This is a genomic window from Kitasatospora sp. NA04385, from assembly GCF_013364235.1.
Taxonomy (GTDB): Bacteria; Actinomycetota; Actinomycetes; order Streptomycetales; family Streptomycetaceae; genus Kitasatospora.
In genome coordinates, this window is record NZ_CP054919.1 from 6,517,504 (window position 1) to 6,533,851 (window position 16,348).

At 75.8% G+C, this 16,348-nt stretch carries 15 protein-coding genes; 9 read left to right on the top strand and 6 right to left on the bottom strand.

Features of this window, described 5'->3' with window-relative positions; translation table 11 throughout:
* Nucleotides 1-159 precede the first annotated feature (159 nt).
* Nucleotides 160-588 carry a DUF5997 family protein gene (locus HUT16_RS28790; RefSeq protein WP_176190960.1) on the bottom strand — a complete coding sequence of 143 codons (429 nt, stop codon included), beginning with the start codon at nucleotides 586-588 and terminating at the stop codon, nucleotides 160-162.
* Nucleotides 589-737: 149 nt separating this feature from the next.
* Here HUT16_RS28790 and HUT16_RS28795 point away from each other — a divergent pair, with 149 nt between their 5' ends.
* The 3 genes from HUT16_RS28795 (at nucleotide 738) to galT (ending at nucleotide 4,654) form a co-directional block, all read left to right on the top strand.
* Nucleotides 738-1,529 (top strand): LysR family substrate-binding domain-containing protein, encoded by a 792-nt coding sequence (locus HUT16_RS28795; RefSeq protein WP_176190961.1) that lies wholly within the window; start codon nucleotides 738-740, stop codon nucleotides 1,527-1,529.
* Between the two features lie 252 nt (nucleotides 1,530-1,781).
* Nucleotides 1,782-3,425 carry a phosphoglucomutase (alpha-D-glucose-1,6-bisphosphate-dependent) gene (gene pgm, locus HUT16_RS28800; RefSeq protein WP_176190962.1) on the top strand — a complete coding sequence of 548 codons (1,644 nt, stop codon included), beginning with the start codon at nucleotides 1,782-1,784 and terminating at the stop codon, nucleotides 3,423-3,425.
* A gap of 146 nt (nucleotides 3,426-3,571) precedes the next feature.
* Nucleotides 3,572-4,654 carry a galactose-1-phosphate uridylyltransferase gene (gene galT / locus HUT16_RS28805; protein WP_176190963.1) on the top strand — a complete coding sequence of 361 codons (1,083 nt, stop codon included), beginning with the start codon at nucleotides 3,572-3,574 and terminating at the stop codon, nucleotides 4,652-4,654.
* Between the two features lie 187 nt (nucleotides 4,655-4,841).
* On the opposite strand, the gene galK is transcribed toward galT, so the two are convergent.
* Nucleotides 4,842-5,999 carry a galactokinase gene (gene galK / locus HUT16_RS28810; RefSeq protein WP_176190964.1) on the bottom strand — a complete coding sequence of 386 codons (1,158 nt, stop codon included), beginning with the start codon at nucleotides 5,997-5,999 and terminating at the stop codon, nucleotides 4,842-4,844.
* A 145-nt stretch (nucleotides 6,000-6,144) separates the two neighbouring features.
* On the opposite strand from galK, the gene HUT16_RS28815 reads away from it, so the two are divergent.
* Nucleotides 6,145-6,927 carry a DeoR/GlpR family DNA-binding transcription regulator gene (locus HUT16_RS28815; RefSeq protein WP_176190965.1) on the top strand — a complete coding sequence of 261 codons (783 nt, stop codon included), beginning with the start codon at nucleotides 6,145-6,147 and terminating at the stop codon, nucleotides 6,925-6,927.
* 20 nt (nucleotides 6,928-6,947) lie between these two features.
* Here the strand turns inward: HUT16_RS28815 and HUT16_RS28820 are convergent, their stop codons facing one another.
* From HUT16_RS28820 to HUT16_RS28830, 3 genes are read right to left on the bottom strand one after another with little or no spacing between them, the layout of a single operon-like run.
* Nucleotides 6,948-8,123 (bottom strand): hypothetical protein, encoded by a 1,176-nt coding sequence (locus tag HUT16_RS28820; RefSeq protein WP_176190966.1) that lies wholly within the window; start codon nucleotides 8,121-8,123, stop codon nucleotides 6,948-6,950.
* Between the two features lie 53 nt (nucleotides 8,124-8,176).
* Nucleotides 8,177-9,052 (bottom strand): hypothetical protein, encoded by an 876-nt coding sequence (locus HUT16_RS28825; protein ID WP_176190967.1) that lies wholly within the window; start codon nucleotides 9,050-9,052, stop codon nucleotides 8,177-8,179.
* A complete protein-coding gene (locus HUT16_RS28830) occupies nucleotides 9,037-9,714 on the bottom strand; it encodes a hypothetical protein (protein WP_176190968.1) in 678 nt (225 codons plus the stop codon). The genes HUT16_RS28825 and HUT16_RS28830 overlap by 16 nt, the downstream gene beginning before the upstream one ends.
* Nucleotides 9,715-9,880: 166 nt before the next feature.
* Here HUT16_RS28830 and HUT16_RS28835 point away from each other — a divergent pair, with 166 nt between their 5' ends.
* From HUT16_RS28835 to HUT16_RS28855, 5 genes are all read left to right on the top strand, one after another.
* The gene (locus HUT16_RS28835) at nucleotides 9,881-10,741 is read left to right on the top strand and encodes a helix-turn-helix domain-containing protein (RefSeq protein ID WP_176190969.1); all 861 of its coding nucleotides are present in this window, start codon (nucleotides 9,881-9,883) and stop codon (nucleotides 10,739-10,741) included.
* A 462-nt stretch (nucleotides 10,742-11,203) separates the two neighbouring features.
* A complete protein-coding gene (locus HUT16_RS28840; RefSeq protein ID WP_176190970.1) occupies nucleotides 11,204-12,085 on the top strand; it encodes a carbohydrate-binding protein in 882 nt (293 codons plus the stop codon).
* 498 nt (nucleotides 12,086-12,583) lie between these two features.
* Complete coding sequence (locus tag HUT16_RS28845; RefSeq protein WP_368662747.1) at nucleotides 12,584-13,810, top strand: serpin family protein; 1,227 nt, start codon at nucleotides 12,584-12,586, stop codon at nucleotides 13,808-13,810.
* 111 nt (nucleotides 13,811-13,921) lie between these two features.
* Nucleotides 13,922-14,581, top strand: coding sequence for a signal peptidase I (gene lepB / locus HUT16_RS28850; RefSeq protein WP_176190972.1), 660 nt, complete (start codon nucleotides 13,922-13,924; stop codon nucleotides 14,579-14,581).
* A gap of 74 nt (nucleotides 14,582-14,655) precedes the next feature.
* Nucleotides 14,656-15,066, top strand: coding sequence for a DUF3224 domain-containing protein (locus HUT16_RS28855; protein ID WP_176190973.1), 411 nt, complete (start codon nucleotides 14,656-14,658; stop codon nucleotides 15,064-15,066).
* A 69-nt stretch (nucleotides 15,067-15,135) separates the two neighbouring features.
* On the opposite strand, the gene HUT16_RS28860 is transcribed toward HUT16_RS28855, so the two are convergent.
* Nucleotides 15,136-16,347, bottom strand: a complete 1,212-nt coding sequence (locus HUT16_RS28860) for an aminotransferase class V-fold PLP-dependent enzyme (protein ID WP_176190974.1) — start codon at nucleotides 16,345-16,347, stop codon at nucleotides 15,136-15,138.
* Between the last annotated feature and the right edge of the window lies 1 nt (nucleotide 16,348).

Here is a 16,348-nt window from a genome sequence, read left to right on the forward strand (position 1 = left end):
CGCCGTACCCCCCGGTGCCGTTCATGTCGTGCGCGCACCATCCGAAAGAGTGCCGCCGGCCGGGACCGACCCGACGGGCGTTCGAAACCCCGCGAACCCCGCGAACCCCGCTACCCGCGAACCCCGCTACCCGCGGGCCGGGCCGCCCCCCCGACCGCACTACTTGCGCCGGGCCTTCCCGGCGGCCCGCTCGGCCTTCACCTTCGCGGCCTTCTCCGCCGCCGCCTGCACCCGCTGCGCCTCCTTGCGCACCTCGGCCTGGAGGGCGCGCTCGCGGCGCAGCCACTCCGGGTCCTCCTCGCGCAGCGCGTCGATCTGCTCGGTGGTCAGCGCCTCGGTGATCCCGGCGCGGTTCAGGCCGGTCACCGAGATGCCCAGCCGCGAGGCCACCAGCTGGCGCGGGTGCGGGCCGTTGCGGCGCAGGTCGGCCAGCCACTGCGGGGGCTCGGCCTGCATCGCGTTGAGCTCGTCGCGGGAGACGACGCCCGCCCGGAACTCGGCGGGGGTCGCCGCCAGGTAGATCCCCAGCTTCTTGGCCGCGGTCGCGGGCTTCATGGTCTGGGAGGTCTTGGGCTTGGGCGTAGTCATGCGACAAGGGTATAGGGAGCGCGCCCCTGCCCGGCCCACCCGCCCAGCTCAGGGCCGTCCCGCCGCCCCGGGGCCGTCGCGGTCCCGGCCGCCCCCGCCCCGCCCGGCTCGGGGCCGTCCCGCCGCCCGTGCCCGCTAGCCTGGAGCCCGTGACCGAGACCGAGAACCAGCCGTCCGCCGCCCCCTTCCGCCTGGTGTACGTGCCGGGGGTGACGCCCACCAAGTGGCTGCGGGTGTGGGGGGAGCGGCTGCCCGACGTGCCGGTCGAGCTGCTGCAGTCCGCGCCCGCCGACGGCCACGCCCTGCTGCTGTCCGGCGGCGCGGACGCCGGCCTGGTCCGGCTGCCGGTGGACCGGACGGTGCTCAGCGCCATCCCGCTGTACACCGAGACCACCGTCGTGGTGTTCCCCAAGGACCACTGGCTGGCCGCCGCCGAGGAGGTCACCGTCGCCGACCTCGCCGAGGAGGTCGTCTTCCACCCGCAGGACGACACCCTCGACTGGCCCGAACCGCCCGGCCGCCCCGCCTTCGAGCGGCCCGCCACCACCGCCGACGCGATCGAGCTGGTCGCCGCCAACGTCGGCGTGCTGGCCGTCCCGCAGTCCCTGGCCCGGCTGCACCACCGCCGCGACCTCACCTACCGCACCCTGGCCGACGTCCCGCAGTCGCAGGTCGCCCTGGCCTGGCCCGAGGAGGCCACCACCGACCTGGTCGAGGAGTTCATCGGCATCGTCCGCGGCCGCACCGCCAACAGCTCCCGCGGCCGCACCGCCGCCGCCGAGGAGCAGCGCCGCCCGTCCAGCACGAAGAAGTCCAGGGCCCAGCCCCAGCAGCGCACCGGCCAGGCCGGAAAGCCCAAGCCCAAGCCGGGCCGGCGCACCGGCGGCGGCCGCACCGCCCAGCCCAAGCGCGGCGGCAGCGGCGGCGGCCGCAAGAAGTAGCCGCCCCGGCGGCCTCCCCGGTCGGACGGCCGGACGGTCGGCCGGGGGAGACCGGCCGGGGGAGACCGGCCGCAGTCGGAACCCGTCCCGCGCGCCGGCCGAGTGGCGGCCGCTCCGGCGGGGTAGTCGCGCCACGCGTCCGACGACGCCCCGTCGGCCACCTGCTCCACGGCGTTCCCGCAGTTGACGCACTGTGGCCCGCATGATGGTCGACGGGCATCCTTGCCGTACCGACCGAGGAGAGTAGCCACGATGGTGCACGCACGGGCCGGCCAGCCGGCGCAGCCGCAGGACCTGATCGACGTCGCCCGCCTGGTGACGGACTACTACGCGCTGCACCCGGACCCGGAGGACGTCGCCCAGCGCGTCGCGTTCGGCACCTCCGGGCACCGCGGCTCGTCCCTGCGCACCGCCTTCAACGAGGACCACATCGCGGCCACCGCGCAGGCGATCTGCGACTACCGGGCCGAACAGGGCACCACCGGGCCGCTATTCCTCGGCATCGACACCCACGCGCTGTCCGAACCGGCCCGGGTCACCACCCTGGAGGTGCTCGCCGCCAACGGCGTCACCGTGCTGCTGGACACCGCCGACGGCTACACGCCGACCCCGGCCGTCTCGCACGCGATCCTCGCCCACAACCGCGCCCGCCCGGCCGCGCTCGCCGACGGCATCGTGGTGACGCCCTCGCACAACCCGCCCGCCGACGGCGGCTTCAAGTACAACCCGCCGCACGGCGGCCCGGCCGACTCCACCGCCACCGGCTGGATCGAGCGCCGCGCCAACGCGCTGCTCGCCGCCGGCCCGGAAGGGGTCCGCCGGATCCCGTACGCCCGGGCGCTGGCCGCCGACACCACCGGCCGCTACGACTTCCTCGGCCGCTACGTCGACGACCTGCCCGCCGTGCTGAACCTGGACGCCGTCCGGGACGCGGGCCTGCGGATCGGCGCCGACCCGCTCGGCGGCGCCTCGGTCGCCTACTGGGGCCGGATCGCCGAGACCCACCGCCTCGACCTCACCGTGGTCAACCCGCTCACCGACCCGACCTGGCGGTTCATGACGCTGGACTGGGACGGCAAGATCCGGATGGACTGCTCCTCCCCGTACGCGATGGCCTCGCTGATCGACAAGCGCGACGCGTACGCGCTGGCCACCGGCAACGACGCCGACGCCGACCGGCACGGCATCGTCACCCCGGACGGCGGCCTGATGAACCCCAACCACTACCTGGCCGTCGCCATCGACTACCTCTACCGCCACCGCGAGGGCTGGCCCGCCGCGGCGGCCGTCGGTAAGACCCTGGTCTCCTCCTCGATGATCGACCGGGTGGTGGCCGGGCTCGGCCGGGAGCTGCTCGAAGTCCCGGTCGGCTTCAAGTGGTTCGTCGACGGCCTGCTGAACGGCACCGTGGCCTTCGGCGGCGAGGAGTCCGCCGGGGCGTCCTTCCTGCGCCGCGACGGCTCCCCGTGGACCACCGACAAGGACGGCATCCTGCTGGCCCTGCTCGCCTCCGAGATCACCGCCGTCACCGGCAGCACCCCCTCCGCCCTGCACCGCGAACTCGTCGCCCGGCACGGCGACCCCGTCTACGCCCGGGTCGACGCCCCCGCCGACCGCGAGCAGAAGGCCGCCCTCGCGGCGCTGGACGCCGACCGGGTCACCGCCGACTCCCTCGCGGGCGAACCCATCACCGCCGTCCTCACCCACGCCCCCGGCAACGGCGCCGCGATCGGCGGCCTCAAGGTCACCACCGAGAACGCCTGGTTCGCCGCCCGCCCCTCCGGCACCGAGGACGTCTACAAGATCTACGCGGAGAGCTTCCGCGGCGAGCAGCACCTCGCCCAGGTCCAGTCCGAGGCCCGCGAGCTGGTCACCGAGGTCCTGGCCAAGGCCTGACCCGCGGCCTCCCCGGTCCCCGCACCCCTCCGGCACCCCGCAGCCGGAGGGGTGTTGCATTGTGGTGCAGTCTGTTCGAAGATGTTTGATGTATCGGCTCGCCGTCCCTGCCCCGAGCCGCGCCACGAACCACGAGGAGTGCCGCCGTGCACAAGACGGTGACCAAGCTGGCCGACGGCCGCGAACTGGTCTACTACGACGCCGAACCCACCGTCCGCGACGCGGTCGACGCCCGGCCGCTGGAGCCCGCGGCGAGCGTCTCCGAGGTCCGGATCGACCCGTTCACCGGCGACCCGGTCACCATCGCCGCGCACCGCCAGTCCCGCACCTACCACCCGCCGGCCGACGAGTGCCCGCTCTGCCCGTCCCGGGACGGGCGGCTCAGCGAGATTCCGGCCGCGGACTACCAGGTCGCCGTCTTCGAGAACCGCTTCCCGTCGCTCGCCGACTCCTCCGCCGCGCACGTCGCCCCCCGGTCGGACGGCCCGTACGCGCTCACCCCCGGCACCGGCCGCTGCGAGGTGGTCTGCTTCACCTCCGACCACGCCGCCTCCTTCGCCGACCTGGACGAGGACCGCGCCCGCCTGGTGCTGGACGCCTGGACCGACCGCACCGCCGAGCTGTACGCCCGCCCCGGCGTCCGGCAGGTGTACTGCTTCGAGAACCGCGGCGCCGAGATCGGCGTGACCCTGGGCCACCCGCACGGCCAGATCTACGCCTTCCCGTTCACCACCCCGCGCACCGCCCTCGCCCTGGACCGCGCCGCCGCCCACCTCGCCGCGACCGGCCGCAACCTGTACGACGACGTGCTGGCCGCCGAGCGCGCCACCACCGGCCAGCCCGACTCCCGGGTCGTGCTGGCCGGCGAGCACTGGACGGCCTTCGTCCCGTTCGCCGCCCGCTGGCCGTACGAGGTCCACCTCTACCCCAACCGCCGGGCCGCCGACCTCACCGCGCTGGACGCGGCCGCCCGCGCGGAGTTCCCGCGGATCTACCTCGACCTGCTGCGCCGCTTCGACCGGCTCTTCCCCGAACCGGCCCCGTACATCGCCGCCTGGCACCAGACCCCGCGGCCCGCCGCCACCGAACTCGCCCTGCACCTGGAGCTGTTCACCCTGCGCCGCACCGCCGACAAGCTCAAGTACCTGGCCGGCACCGAGTCCGGCATGGGCGCGTTCATGAACGACGTCCGCCCCGAGACCGCCGCCCGCACCCTGCGCGAGCGCTAACCCCGAGGGCGGGCCCCGCCAGGGGCTCGGGGAACGGCGGGGCCGTGCTGCTGGGGGCCGGAGCCCAGCTGACGTTCGTGCTGCTTCGGGCCCGGGAACAGAACCCGAAGCGACCGCACGCCCCGGCAGTGAACCGTCAGCAGCCACGGCCCCGCCGTTCCCCGGGCCCCTGGCGGGGCTCCGCGACTCAGGCCACCCGGTGCGCCCCCTGCGAGGGCACCGCCGGGAACGCCTGCGGCGCGCCGAACCCGGCCGCCGCGAACGCCTCGTGCACCGCCCGCTCGATCTCCGCCAGCCGCTCGGTGTCCGCCAGGACGAGCACCGAGCCGCCGAAGCCGCCGCCCATCATCCGGGCCCCCAGCGCGCCCGCCGCGTTCGCGGTCGCCACCACCAGGTCGGTCTCCGGGCAGGAGACCCGGTAGTCGTCGCGCAGCGAGGCGTGCCCGGCGGTCAGCACCGGGCCGAGCGCCCGCGGGTCGCCCGCGTCCAGCAGCGCGACGGTGTCCAGCACCCGCTGGTCCTCGGTCACCACGTGCCGCAGCAGCGGCCGCAGTTCGGCCGGCAGCCGCTCCTGGGCCGCGGCCAGCCCGTCCGCCGCGACGTCGCGCAGCGCCCGCACCCCGAGCAGCTCGGCGGCCCGCTCGCACCCCGCCCGCAGGCCCGCGTACGCGCCGTCGCCCAGGTCGTGCTTGACCCGGGTGTCGACCACCAGCAGGGACAGGCCGACCGCGGGCAGGTCCAGCGGCACCTGGCGGCCGGTGAGCGTCCGGGTGTCGAGGAAGTACGCGTGGCCCGCGACGCAGCAGCTGGACGCCATCTGGTCGAGCGCGCCGCACGGCACCCCGACGTAGGCGTTCTCGGCGCGCTGGGCCAGCAGCGCCCGGGCCGGGGCGTCCAGGCCCAGGCCGTACAGCTCGTCCAGGGCGATCGCGGTCGCGCACTCCAGCGCCGCGGACGAGGACAGGCCCGCCCCGGTCGGCACGTCCGAGGCGAACGCCAGGTCGGCCCCGCCCACCGGGTGCCCGGCCTCGGCCAGCGCCCAGAACACGCCCGCCGGGTACGCCGCCCAGCCCGGCACCGAGCCCGGCGCCAGGTCGGCGAGCGCGAACTCGGCCACCGCGCCGTCGCCCTGCGCGCTGAACAGCCGCACCAGGCCGTCCGCGCGGCGGCGGGCCGCGACCCGGGTGGCGTGCGGGAGCGCGGCGGGCAGCACGAAGCCCTCGTTGTAGTCGGTGTGCTCGCCGATCAGGTTGATCCGGCCGGGAGCGGCCCACACGCCGTCGGGGGCGCCGTCGAAGGCGGAGGCGAAGGCGGCTGCGGCAGCGGTGGCGGCATCGGTGGTCATCGGGCGCTCCAGCGGGCGTTCACGGACGAGCAGGCGGTATATTCAACACATTCAAACACACTGCACCACACTCGAACAGGCTTGATGCGGCACCCCCGCGAACTATGCTGATCGCTTCCCGCCCCGCCCCACCCCGGAGGACACCGTGACGACCGACGGCGGACTGCTCGCCGACCAGCGCAGGGCCCTGATCCTCGACCTGGTCCGCCGCGACGGGGCCGTCAAGGTCGCCGAACTGGTCGAACAGTTGGGCGTCTCCGACATGACGATCCGCCGCGACCTGGACGCGCTGGCCCGCGCGGGCTCCGTCCGCAAGGTCTACGGCGGCGCGGTCGCCCGGGCCGCCGCCGCCGACGAACCCGCCTTCGAGGCCAAGTCCACCCTGGCCCCCGAGACCAAGGCGGCCCTCGCCGAGGCCGCCGCCGCCCAGGTCCAGCCCGGCAGCGTGGTCGCCGTCTCGGCCGGCACCACCGCCTACGCCGTCGCCACCCGCCTGCTCGACGTCCCCGGCCTCACCGTGGTCACCAACTCCCTCCCGGTCGCCGAACTCGTCCGCGCCCGCGGCGAGAACGGCCCCGCCCTGCTGCTCACCGGCGGCGCCCCCACCCGCTCCGCCGCGCTGGTCGGCCCGCTCGCCGACCAGGCCATCCGCTCCCTGCACGTCGACCTGCTGGTCATCGGCGCCCACGGCGTCAGCGAACGCGCCGGCCTCACCACCCCCAACCTCGCCGAGGCCCAGACCAACCGCGCCCTGATCGCCTCCGCCCACCGCACCGTCGCCGTCGCCGACCACACCAAGTGGGGCGTCGTCGGCCTCAGCAGCTTCGCCGCCCTCACCGACCTCGACTGCTTCATCACCGACCACGACCTCCCCGCCGAGGCCCGCACCGTCCTCACCGAGTCCTGCGGCGACCTCCTGCTCGTCTGAACCGCCCCGCCCGGCCCCGCTCAGTCCAGGACGACCGTCACACCGCGCTCCGCCAGGACCTCCAGCACCACGTCGAAGTAACTGCGCACCGGGTCACCGCCCACGATCTCCCCGGCGAGGCAGCGCCGGGCGGTCTCCGCGTCGTGCCACACCAGAGTGAAGGGAGACACCACAGCGGTGCCGCCCCACAGCCGGTCGCGCAGCCAGAACAGGTTGCTGCCCATCTCCAGGCCGGGCCCGAGCACCGCCTCGCCGATGGCCAGGTGCAGGCCGGGGACGTCGGTGACGTGCCGGCCGTCGAGGTGGTGGGTGCCGCCGCTGCGCGGGGAGTCGGACGGGCCGGTGCGACAGAGCGCGAGCCACTCGCGACGGCCCCACGTGTCCAACTGCGCCCACTGGTTGGGCTCGGTCGGCGGGCCCTCGAACCAGCGCTCGCGCACCGGCCGGCCCTCCAGGACGGGATAGCCGTAGCCGCAGTCGGCGAGGGTGACGTCAAGCAGTGGGCCGCCGAGGACGGAGGGGCGGGCTTCGGTGACGTGCAGCATGACCTCCTCGGTGGCCATCACCCGGCCCGAGCGGTCCAGCGCGGCCAGCTTTCCCCACTCCTCGTTGCGGCCGCCGCGCTGGGTGAGCAGGGCGAGCAGCGCGGGAGCGGGCTCGCAGCCGATCAGCTGGATCGGGTCCGCCCGGGCGGGCCGGCGGGCGAGCAGGCCGCCGACGTGGCGACAGTGGCCGAGCGGCTCGGTGATCCGCCGGTCCGGCGACCAGAACGCGTAGCCCGGCCGGGCCGGGTAGCGCGGGCGGCCCTCGTACGGATGGTCCCGGTGGTCGGCGGTGACGACCAGGTCGACCAGGCCGGGCGCGCCCGCAGTGGGCCGGACGGTGACGACGGACACTCCGCCCAGCTGGTAGTCGTACGCGCTCGGGTCGCCGTTCTCCTCCAGTACCAGCAGCTCCAGGTCGCCCAACTGCCGCCCGCCCGGCCCGGCGGCCATGACCGCCAGCGGGCTGTCGGCCGGGCAGCCCTCCAGCACCAGCACCGTCCGGTCCGGGTACTCGTGCGGCAGGTACAGGCCCTCGGCGTCGGCGCAGCGCCCCAACAGCTCGACCGCCTCCCGGTCGTCCTCGTCGTCGACCTCCCGCACCAGCACGTACCGCAGCGGGAACTCCCGCTCCCAGGAAGCGAAGTCCGCCACCCGCATCCGACCTCCAGGCCCTCGTCATCCGATCGTAGGCGCACCGTAGGGGATCAACTCCCTTCCACTCCACCGGTTATAGGGTCGGGACGCGGAGGGGAGCGGACGGGAGCGGGCGGATGGATGTCGCGGTGCGGCGACGGCCGGTGGGGTTCCCGGTGTCGTGGTGACCGTGACGGGCGTGGGTGTTGCTGGTGACGGGGGCGGTGGAGCGGTGGCGGCTGAGCCTGGTCGAACCGGAGCGACTGTCCGACCCGCAGCACGGTGCGGCGGGCTGCGCAGGCGGTTACGGGAGCGGGCACGCGACCGCACGGCGGTGGGGCGTACAGCGGGCGGAGATGCGGGGGAGGGGCGGCTCGGTCCGAGGGGTGGCGGGTCGTCAGGCGGGCGAAGGTGGACAGGAAGAGCGGCAGCGCCAGGTAGCCGAACCGTCCGGCGGGGGCGAGCAGGAACGCCAGTGTCAGACCGGCCGCCAGCCGGTCGGCCGCCGCGACCGCGTGCCGGGGCGGGCGCAGCAGCAGGGAGAGTGCCACCGCCGCCCCGCCGAGCAGCAGCAGTCCGGCCGCCGCGGCCCATCCGGCCGGGCCCAGCTCGGCCAGCAGGCGGCCCGGCAGCGGACTCGCCGCCGGAGTGGGCCACCGGCCCCGGCCGAGCGGGAAGGCGAAGACCTGGCGCAGTACCGGCCCCGGCGCCACCAGCAGCCACGGTGCCACCAGCAGGGCCGTCCCGCCCACCGCGACCGCCGCGCCGCGCAGGGCCGCCCGCCGTCCGGCCGTCGCCGCGAGCAGCGCCACCACCACCGGGACGGCGGGCCAGGCCGTCCACTTGAGCGCGCCCACCGCCGCCAGTGCCAGCCCCGCCGCGCCCGGCCGCCGCGCGGCCCCCGACGCCACGGCCAGGCACAGCAGCCCGGTCAGCGGCAGGTCCACCCGCTGACGGCCAGCGCCAGCGCCACCGGCGGCGAAGCCAGCAGCGCCACCATCCCCACCCGCGCGGCCGGTGCGGGCCGGACGCGCCGGGCGGCCCACAGCGCGGCCAGGAACGCGGCGGCGCACCACAGCCGGGGATCGGCCACCGGCCCGCCCGCGGGCAGCAGCGTGCGCAGCAGCGCGTGCGGCAGCCCGAACAGGGCCATCCCCGGCAGGTAGGGGGTGACCTCCCCGGGGCCGGCCGGGGCGTCCAGGTAGGGCGAACCGTGGGCCAGCAGCAGGCCCCCCGCCCGGGCCAGCACGCCCACCTCGCTCTGCCCGGAGCCGGTGGCGACCAGCAGGCCGAGCGGGAGCAGCCCGGCCCCGCCGAGCGCCACCCACCCGGAACGCCCCGGCCCGCCCGCGCCGGGCAGCAGCGCCACGGCGGCGGCCAGCAGGTAGCCGACGGCGGCGAGCGCGCCCCAGGTGCGGTGCGGCCCGAGCGGGGAGAGCAGCGGGAACAGGCCCGCCCAGCCGGCGCAGCCGAGCCAGCCCGCGCCCCACCCCCACGCGCGCCGCCCCCGCACGCGCCGCCCCCGCACCGGAGGGGGCGCGGAAGCCGGACGGGCGGGAAGGAGGGCGCGGGCGAGGAGCGCGGCGCGGGCGGGGCGGTGGTCGATCACGTCCTCCATTCCAGTACGGCGCCCGAGCCGCGTCATGACGTCCAGGTGGAGACCCGTGGTCGGGTTCTCCCCAGCACCGCCCCGCTCGGTGCCACCCGCTTGCCGCTAAGTGCCACTTGGTATGGACCACTGGACGTCCGGCGGGCGGTTTGCGCACACTGGCGCGATGAGGCTCCGACCGGCCACCGGCCTGGAACTGCACGACCTGGACGTCCCGGACCCGGGGCTGCTGCCGTTCGCGGCGGGCAGCTTCGACGCCGTCGGGCCGCTCTCCAGGGCGGACTTCCCGCACCGGCACTCGTTCCACGAACTGGTCTACGTCGCGGCGGGCAGCGGCACCCACGTCATCGACCTGGTCGAGCACCGGATCCAGCCGCCCACGCTGTACGCGGTGCTGCCGGGCCAGGTGCACCGCTGGAGCGGGGCCCACCGGCTCGACGGCTGGGTGCTGCTGTTCAACGAGGACTTCCTGCACCGGCACCCCGAGGACCTGGCCCTGGTGCGGGCCCTGGCGGCCGGCCCGGCGATCCGGCCGGACCGCCGGGAGCACCGCGAAATGGTCGGCACGCTAAGGGAGTTGACCTCGGAGCACGAGGCCGGTCTGGACGGCGGCCTGGGCGTGTTGCAGGCGCTGCTGCACGTCCTGCTGGTGCGGGCGCTGCGGGTGGCCCGCGGTCGCGGCCCGGCCGCGGCGCCCCGGGCGGCCGGGCACCCGCTGGCGACCAGGTTCACCCGGCTGATCGCCGAGTCCGACCGCGCCGACCGCTCGGTGCTCGCGCTGGCCCGCGAACTCGGCGTCTCGACGGGCTACTTGCACGAGGTGGTGAAGGAGGCCACCGGCCGCACCCCGGCCCGGCTGATCCGCGAGCAGCAGACCCTGGAGGCCAAACGCCTGCTGACCACCACGGACATGACGATCCGTCAGGTCTCGGCGGCGGCCGGCTTCTCCGACCCGGCCTACTTCTGCCGCTTCTTCCGCCGCGAAGTCGGCCGCACCCCGGGCGAGTTCCGCGAGAAGGCGAGCTGACCCGGCCAACCGAGCCGCGCCGCAACCGAGTTGCCCCGACCGCTGCCCCTCCGTCCCGCAGCGGTTCGGCCCGCGACGGCTCGGCCGTCCCGCCGTCCGGTAGCTCGCCTTAAGGTCGCCCCCGGCCCGCCCAGGGCCCGTCCGGTGGCTCCGCCGCAGCTCGCCCGCCGTCCCGCCGGGGGCTCGCCCTAAGCCGGGATCAGGCATACCCTAAGTTCGCCCTAAGCCCGGCCGGTGGCCGTCCGAACCCCGGCTGACGGCCCGTCGAACAGCGCGTGGCGCGGCTGAGGAATGCACCACGTCCCGCCGTCCCCGTCCATCGACGGCCCCGGCGGGCAGGGCCTAGCGTCTGAGGCACCCCACCGCGCCGCCGTGTCGGGAGACCCGACCTCTCCAGGTGTCATGTCCCATCCAAGGGAATCCGGGCGTGCGGCGACCAACGAAGCAGTCGAACGGAGAGCCATGTCCACCCCCCACAACCCGCTGGACGGCCTGGGCGAACTGGCCGATCGAAAGATCAGCCGCAAGGGCCTGCTCAAGGCGGCCGCCGCGGCCGCCGCCGCGCCCGTCCTGGTCGGCACCGGCGTCGCACTGGCCCGCGAAGCGGTCGCCGCCGACGCCCCGGCCCCGCTCACCCCCGAGTGCACCGACGGACACCTCACCGAGGAGCAGATCGAGGGACCGTACTTCAAGCCGGGCTCCCCGCTGCGCACCAACCTGGTGACCAGCGGCACCCCCGGGACCCCGCTGACGCTCAGCGGTTTCGTCTTCGGCCGCAACTGCGTACCGATCGCCGGGGCCCTGCTGGACTTCTGGCAGGCCGACACCAACGGCAACTACGACAACTCCGGGTACACCTTCCGCGGCCACCAGTTCAGCGCCTCCAACGGCGCGTACACGCTGACCACGATCGTCCCGGGCCTCTACCCGGGCCGCACCCGGCACATCCACGTCAAGGTGCAGGCCCCCAACCAGCCGATCCTCACCACCCAGCTGTACTTCCCGAACGAGCCGCGCAACGCCACCGACACCATCTACGACCCGGACCTGCTGATGACGGTCCGCCAGGTCGGCAACGGGCGCGAGGCCAGCTTCGACTTCGTGCTCAACGTCAACGGCACCGGCTCGCCCAGCCCCAGCCCCAGCCCGAGCAACTCGAACCCGGGCTCGCCGAGCCCCAGCCCGAGCAGCACGGGCGGCTCCACCAGTTGGAGGGCGGGAGCCAGCTACAAGGCCGGCGACGTGGTCACGTACAACGGCGTCACCTACGTCTGCGTCCAGGGGCACATCGCGTACGCCGGCTGGGAGCCGCCGAACGTGCCGGCCCTCTGGCAGCGCCGCTGATCCGCACCGGGTCCCGCCGCTGACCGGCCCCACCCCCACGCGGACGGTCAGCGGCGACAGCCAACCGAAGAAGCGGCGGCACGCCCCCGCTCCCTGGGAGGGGAAAACCGGGAGACCGGGGCCGTGCCAGCCGAGCGCCATGACGGCCCGAGCGCGGGGTGCCCGGGCCGTCATGGCGCCCCCTCTCGCCCCCGAAGTACCCTTCCCCGCACGCCCGTTCGTCCGGACGACCGTCCCCCCTCCGTGCAACCGGCTCTCCGCAAGCCCGCAAGCCCGCAAGCCCGCAAGCCCGCAAGCCCGGACGCCCGGACGCCCGCACGCCCGGGCGACCGGCCCCGCCCGTCCGCGAGCCCCTCGCCGCCCGCGCCCGGGACCACCACACCCGCTCGGTGCACCGGCGGGCGGCGAGCCGGGCGCCCGATAACCCCTCGCGCGCCCGCCGCCGCAGCGCTAACCTCCGGCCCAGGACCGCCACCGGGGGAGAACCGCACCGTGCCGATGCACCGCACCGTCCGCGCCGTCAATGAGCTGACCGCCCGCTGGGGCCGCGCCGCCCCGGCCGCCGGACGGAACACCGCCCTCAGCGCCCCCGCCGCCTGGGCCCCGCTCGCCCTGCTGGCCGCGGGCGCCGCCGGCCCCGCCGCCCGCGAACTCGCCGACGCGCTCGGCGTCCCGCTCGATCTGGCCGCCGGTTCCGGCCGCGAACTGCTCGCCGCCCTCGACCGGACGCCCGGCGTCACCGCCGCCCTCGGCCTGTGGACCGCCGACCGCCTCCCGCTCGAACCGGCCTGGACCGCCGCCCTGCCCCCGCACGGCCACGGCCGGATCACCGGCGACCCGGACGCCGACCGGGCCGCCCTCGACCGCTGGGCCGCCGACCGGACGGCCGGGGCGATCCCCCGGATGCCCGCCGCGGTCACCCCGGACACCCGGCTCCTGCTGGCCGGCGCGCTCACCGTCCGCACCGACTGGATCCGCCGCTTCCACCCCTGTGCGGACCGGCCCGAGACCGGCCCCTGGCGGGACCGCGACGTCGCCGGGCTGTGGCGGCGCACCGGGCTGCTCGACCGGGTCGGCGTCGCCGACACCGCCGCCGGGCCGCTCACCGTGCTCAAGGTGCTGGGCCGGGGCGGCGTCGACGTCCACCTCTGCCTCGGCACGGAGGACGCCGACCCCGGCGCCGTCCTGGCCGCCGCCGTCGGCACCGCCGCCCACCCCCGCACGGTGCGCCCCGGCACCGTACTCCCCGACGGCGCCCCCGGCCCCGGGCTGGACGCCCGCCGGGTACGCAGCTACTCCCGCGAGCCCGAACTCCACGCCGAGACCGTCGAGTTCGACCTCGCGGACGACCACGACCTGCTGGCGCGGCCCGAGCTGTTCGGCCTGCGCACCGCCGCCGACCTCGGCCGCGGCCACTTCCCCGGCATCAGCGCCGAGCCGCTGGCGGTCGAGTCGGCCCGGCAGACCACCACCGCCGTCTTCGGCCCGCGCGGCTTCCGGGCCGCCTCGGTCACCGCCTTCGGGGCGGCCGCCGCCGGCATCCCCGCGCCACCTCCGTACCTGGCCCGGCGCCTCACCGTCGCCTTCGACCGCCCCTTCGCCTTCCTCGCCGTCCAGCGCACCTCCCGCCTGGTCCTGGCGGCCGGCTGGGTCGCCGAACCGAAGCCGGCCGCACCGGAGCCGGAGTACGGGCAGGAGGACGACGGCCCGGAGCGCGAGTGGTGACGCCCCCTGGCGCCCCGGCGTCCTGGGCGCTCGCTAGACTCCCCGCTCGATCCCGTGCGAACGGCACGGTGACGGAACGCGCCGCACGGCGACCAGGGGAGCGGGAACGGCATGAGACGGTGGAGCGGATTCGGCAAGGCCGCGCTGGTCATCCTGATCGTGGGGGTGCTGCTCCCGGTCGGTGCGATCGCCTACGGGTTCACCCTCGGGCCGCGTTCGAGCGTGCTGAGCAGCAACAGCATGGCCCCCACCTACCGGTCCGGCCAGCGGGTCCTGACCTACGCCGTCGAACCCGGGGATGTCCGCCGTGGCGACGTGGTGCTCTTCACCGTCCCCATGGAGCCCGGTGGTCCGCCCGTGCGGACCCTCAACCGGGTGATCGCCCTCGGCGGCGACCACGTCTCCCAGTGCGGTGACCAGCCCGTCCAGCTGAACGGCAGTTCGCTCGACGAGCCCTACCTGCGGGACAACAAGCCCGGCGGCGAGCGCTGCTTCGACGTCACCGTCCCCGCCGGGGAGATGTTCGCGATGGGCGACAACCGGCCCCTCTCCTTCGACTCCCGCTACCGGGGCACCTTCCCGGTCTCCTCGGTGATCGGCCGCGACCACGGGAGCGCCGCCGCGCTGACCACCGTGGGCCTGCTCCTGGTGCTCGGCCTGCTGCTCCTCCCGGTCGCCCTGGTCCTCTCGCTGATCGCCCGCCGCCGTCGGCGCACCGCCCCGCCGCAGACCTCCGCCTACCCGGACTGGGCGCTGGAACGGACGCCCTGACCCTCCCGGCCCGCAGCCCCGCCGCCGGACTCGCCGCTGACGGGTTGTCAGTGCGGGCGCCTAACATCGCGCCCATGCGAGCATCAGGCACCTTCACCGTCCTCGAGTTCACCCCCGCGCCCGTCCCCGAGAGCGGCGTCAAGACCGGCACGGGCGTCGGCGTGGCCACCATGCGCAAGGAGTTCCACGGCGAGGTCGAGGGCCGCGCCGACACCCTGTTCACCGCCGCCTACGACCAGGCCGCCGGCGTCGGCACCTACCTCGCCATGGAGTCCTTCGCCGGTGCCCTGCACGGCCTCGGGGGCACCTTCAACTTCGCGCACTCCGCGACCACCTCCGGCACCGACCGGCAGGGCGAGTACTTCGTCATCGTCCCCGGCAGCGGCACCGCCGACCTCACCGGCATCACCGGCACCGGCGGCATCGTCGTCGACGAGGACGGCACCCACCGCATCCACCTCGACTACACCCTCCCCGCCGGGTAGCACCCGCAGCACCCGCAGCACCCGCAGCACCCGTAGCCCCCGTGCCGGCCCCGCGCGGGCGCCGCACCGTCAGCGCCCGCGCGCCCACGCGCACAGCACCGGCACGCACCGCTCCGCGAAGTACTCGTAGTCCTCGGCCGTGTTGTACACGTGTGTCGACAGCCGGAAGTACCCCGTCCCGCCGAAGCTGGTGAACGCCGTCTCGACGCCGCACTCGGCCGCCATCCGGTCGCGCAGCGCGTCCGCCTCCAGCCGGGTGCGGCCCAGCCCGGGCGGCAGCTTCACCAGGCGCAGCGCGTTCACCGGCATGCCGACATCCGCCGCGGCCGGCTCCCCGGTGGCGGCGGTGAACGCCGCGCCGATCAACTCCTGCGCGTAGTCGGCGAGTTCGCCCATGTAGCGGCGGGCCCCGGCCCAACCCCACTGCTCGGCCACGAAGTCGAGCGCGGTCGGCGCCGCCAGGTAGCCGGTGACGTCCAGGGTGCCCTGGCTGTCGAAGCGCTCCGGGAACGGCTCCTCGGCACCCCAGGAGTCGATCAACGGGTAGAGCGCGTCCCGGAGTTCGCCGCGGGCGACCAGCGCGGCGGTGCCGCGCGGCGCGCAGCCGAACTTGTGCAGGTTGCCCACCCAGGCGTCGCAGTCCGCCCCCGCCAGCGGGTCCCCGTCCAGCCCCGGCACGTGCGCGGCGTCGACCAGTAGCGGGACGCCGCGCTCCCGGGCGAACGCGCCGACCAGGTCGACCGGCAGGTAGCGGGCCGTCGCCGAGGTGATCCGGTCCAGCACGATCAGCGCCGTCCGCCCGGTCACCGCCCCGGTCACCGCCGCCGCGGCCTCCTCCGGACCCGCCCCCAGCGGCACGTGCACCGTGCGCACCGCCCCGCCCCAGCGCCGGGCCAGCCGCTCCGCGCCCATGGTCACCGCCCCGTACCCGTGGTCGGTCACCAGCACCTCCCCGCCGTCCCGGTGCGGCAGGCTCCCGTACACCACGCTCGCCCCGGCGCTCGCGTTCGGCACCAGCGCCGTGAAGCCGGCCGGCACCCGCAGGAAGTCGGCGACCGCCGCCCGGGCCGCCGCCACCCGGCGCGACAGCCCGGGGAACCAGACCACCGGCGAGGCGTCCATCTCCTCCCGCAGCCGCTGCTGCTCCCGCTGCGCCACCAGCGGCACCGCCCCGAACGACCCGTGGTTCAGGTGCCGCATCGCCGGGTCCAGCGACCACCCGGCGGCGGCGGGACGGCCGTCGCGCAACAGCAGGGGCTCGGGTGCGACAGGGGTGGCCACG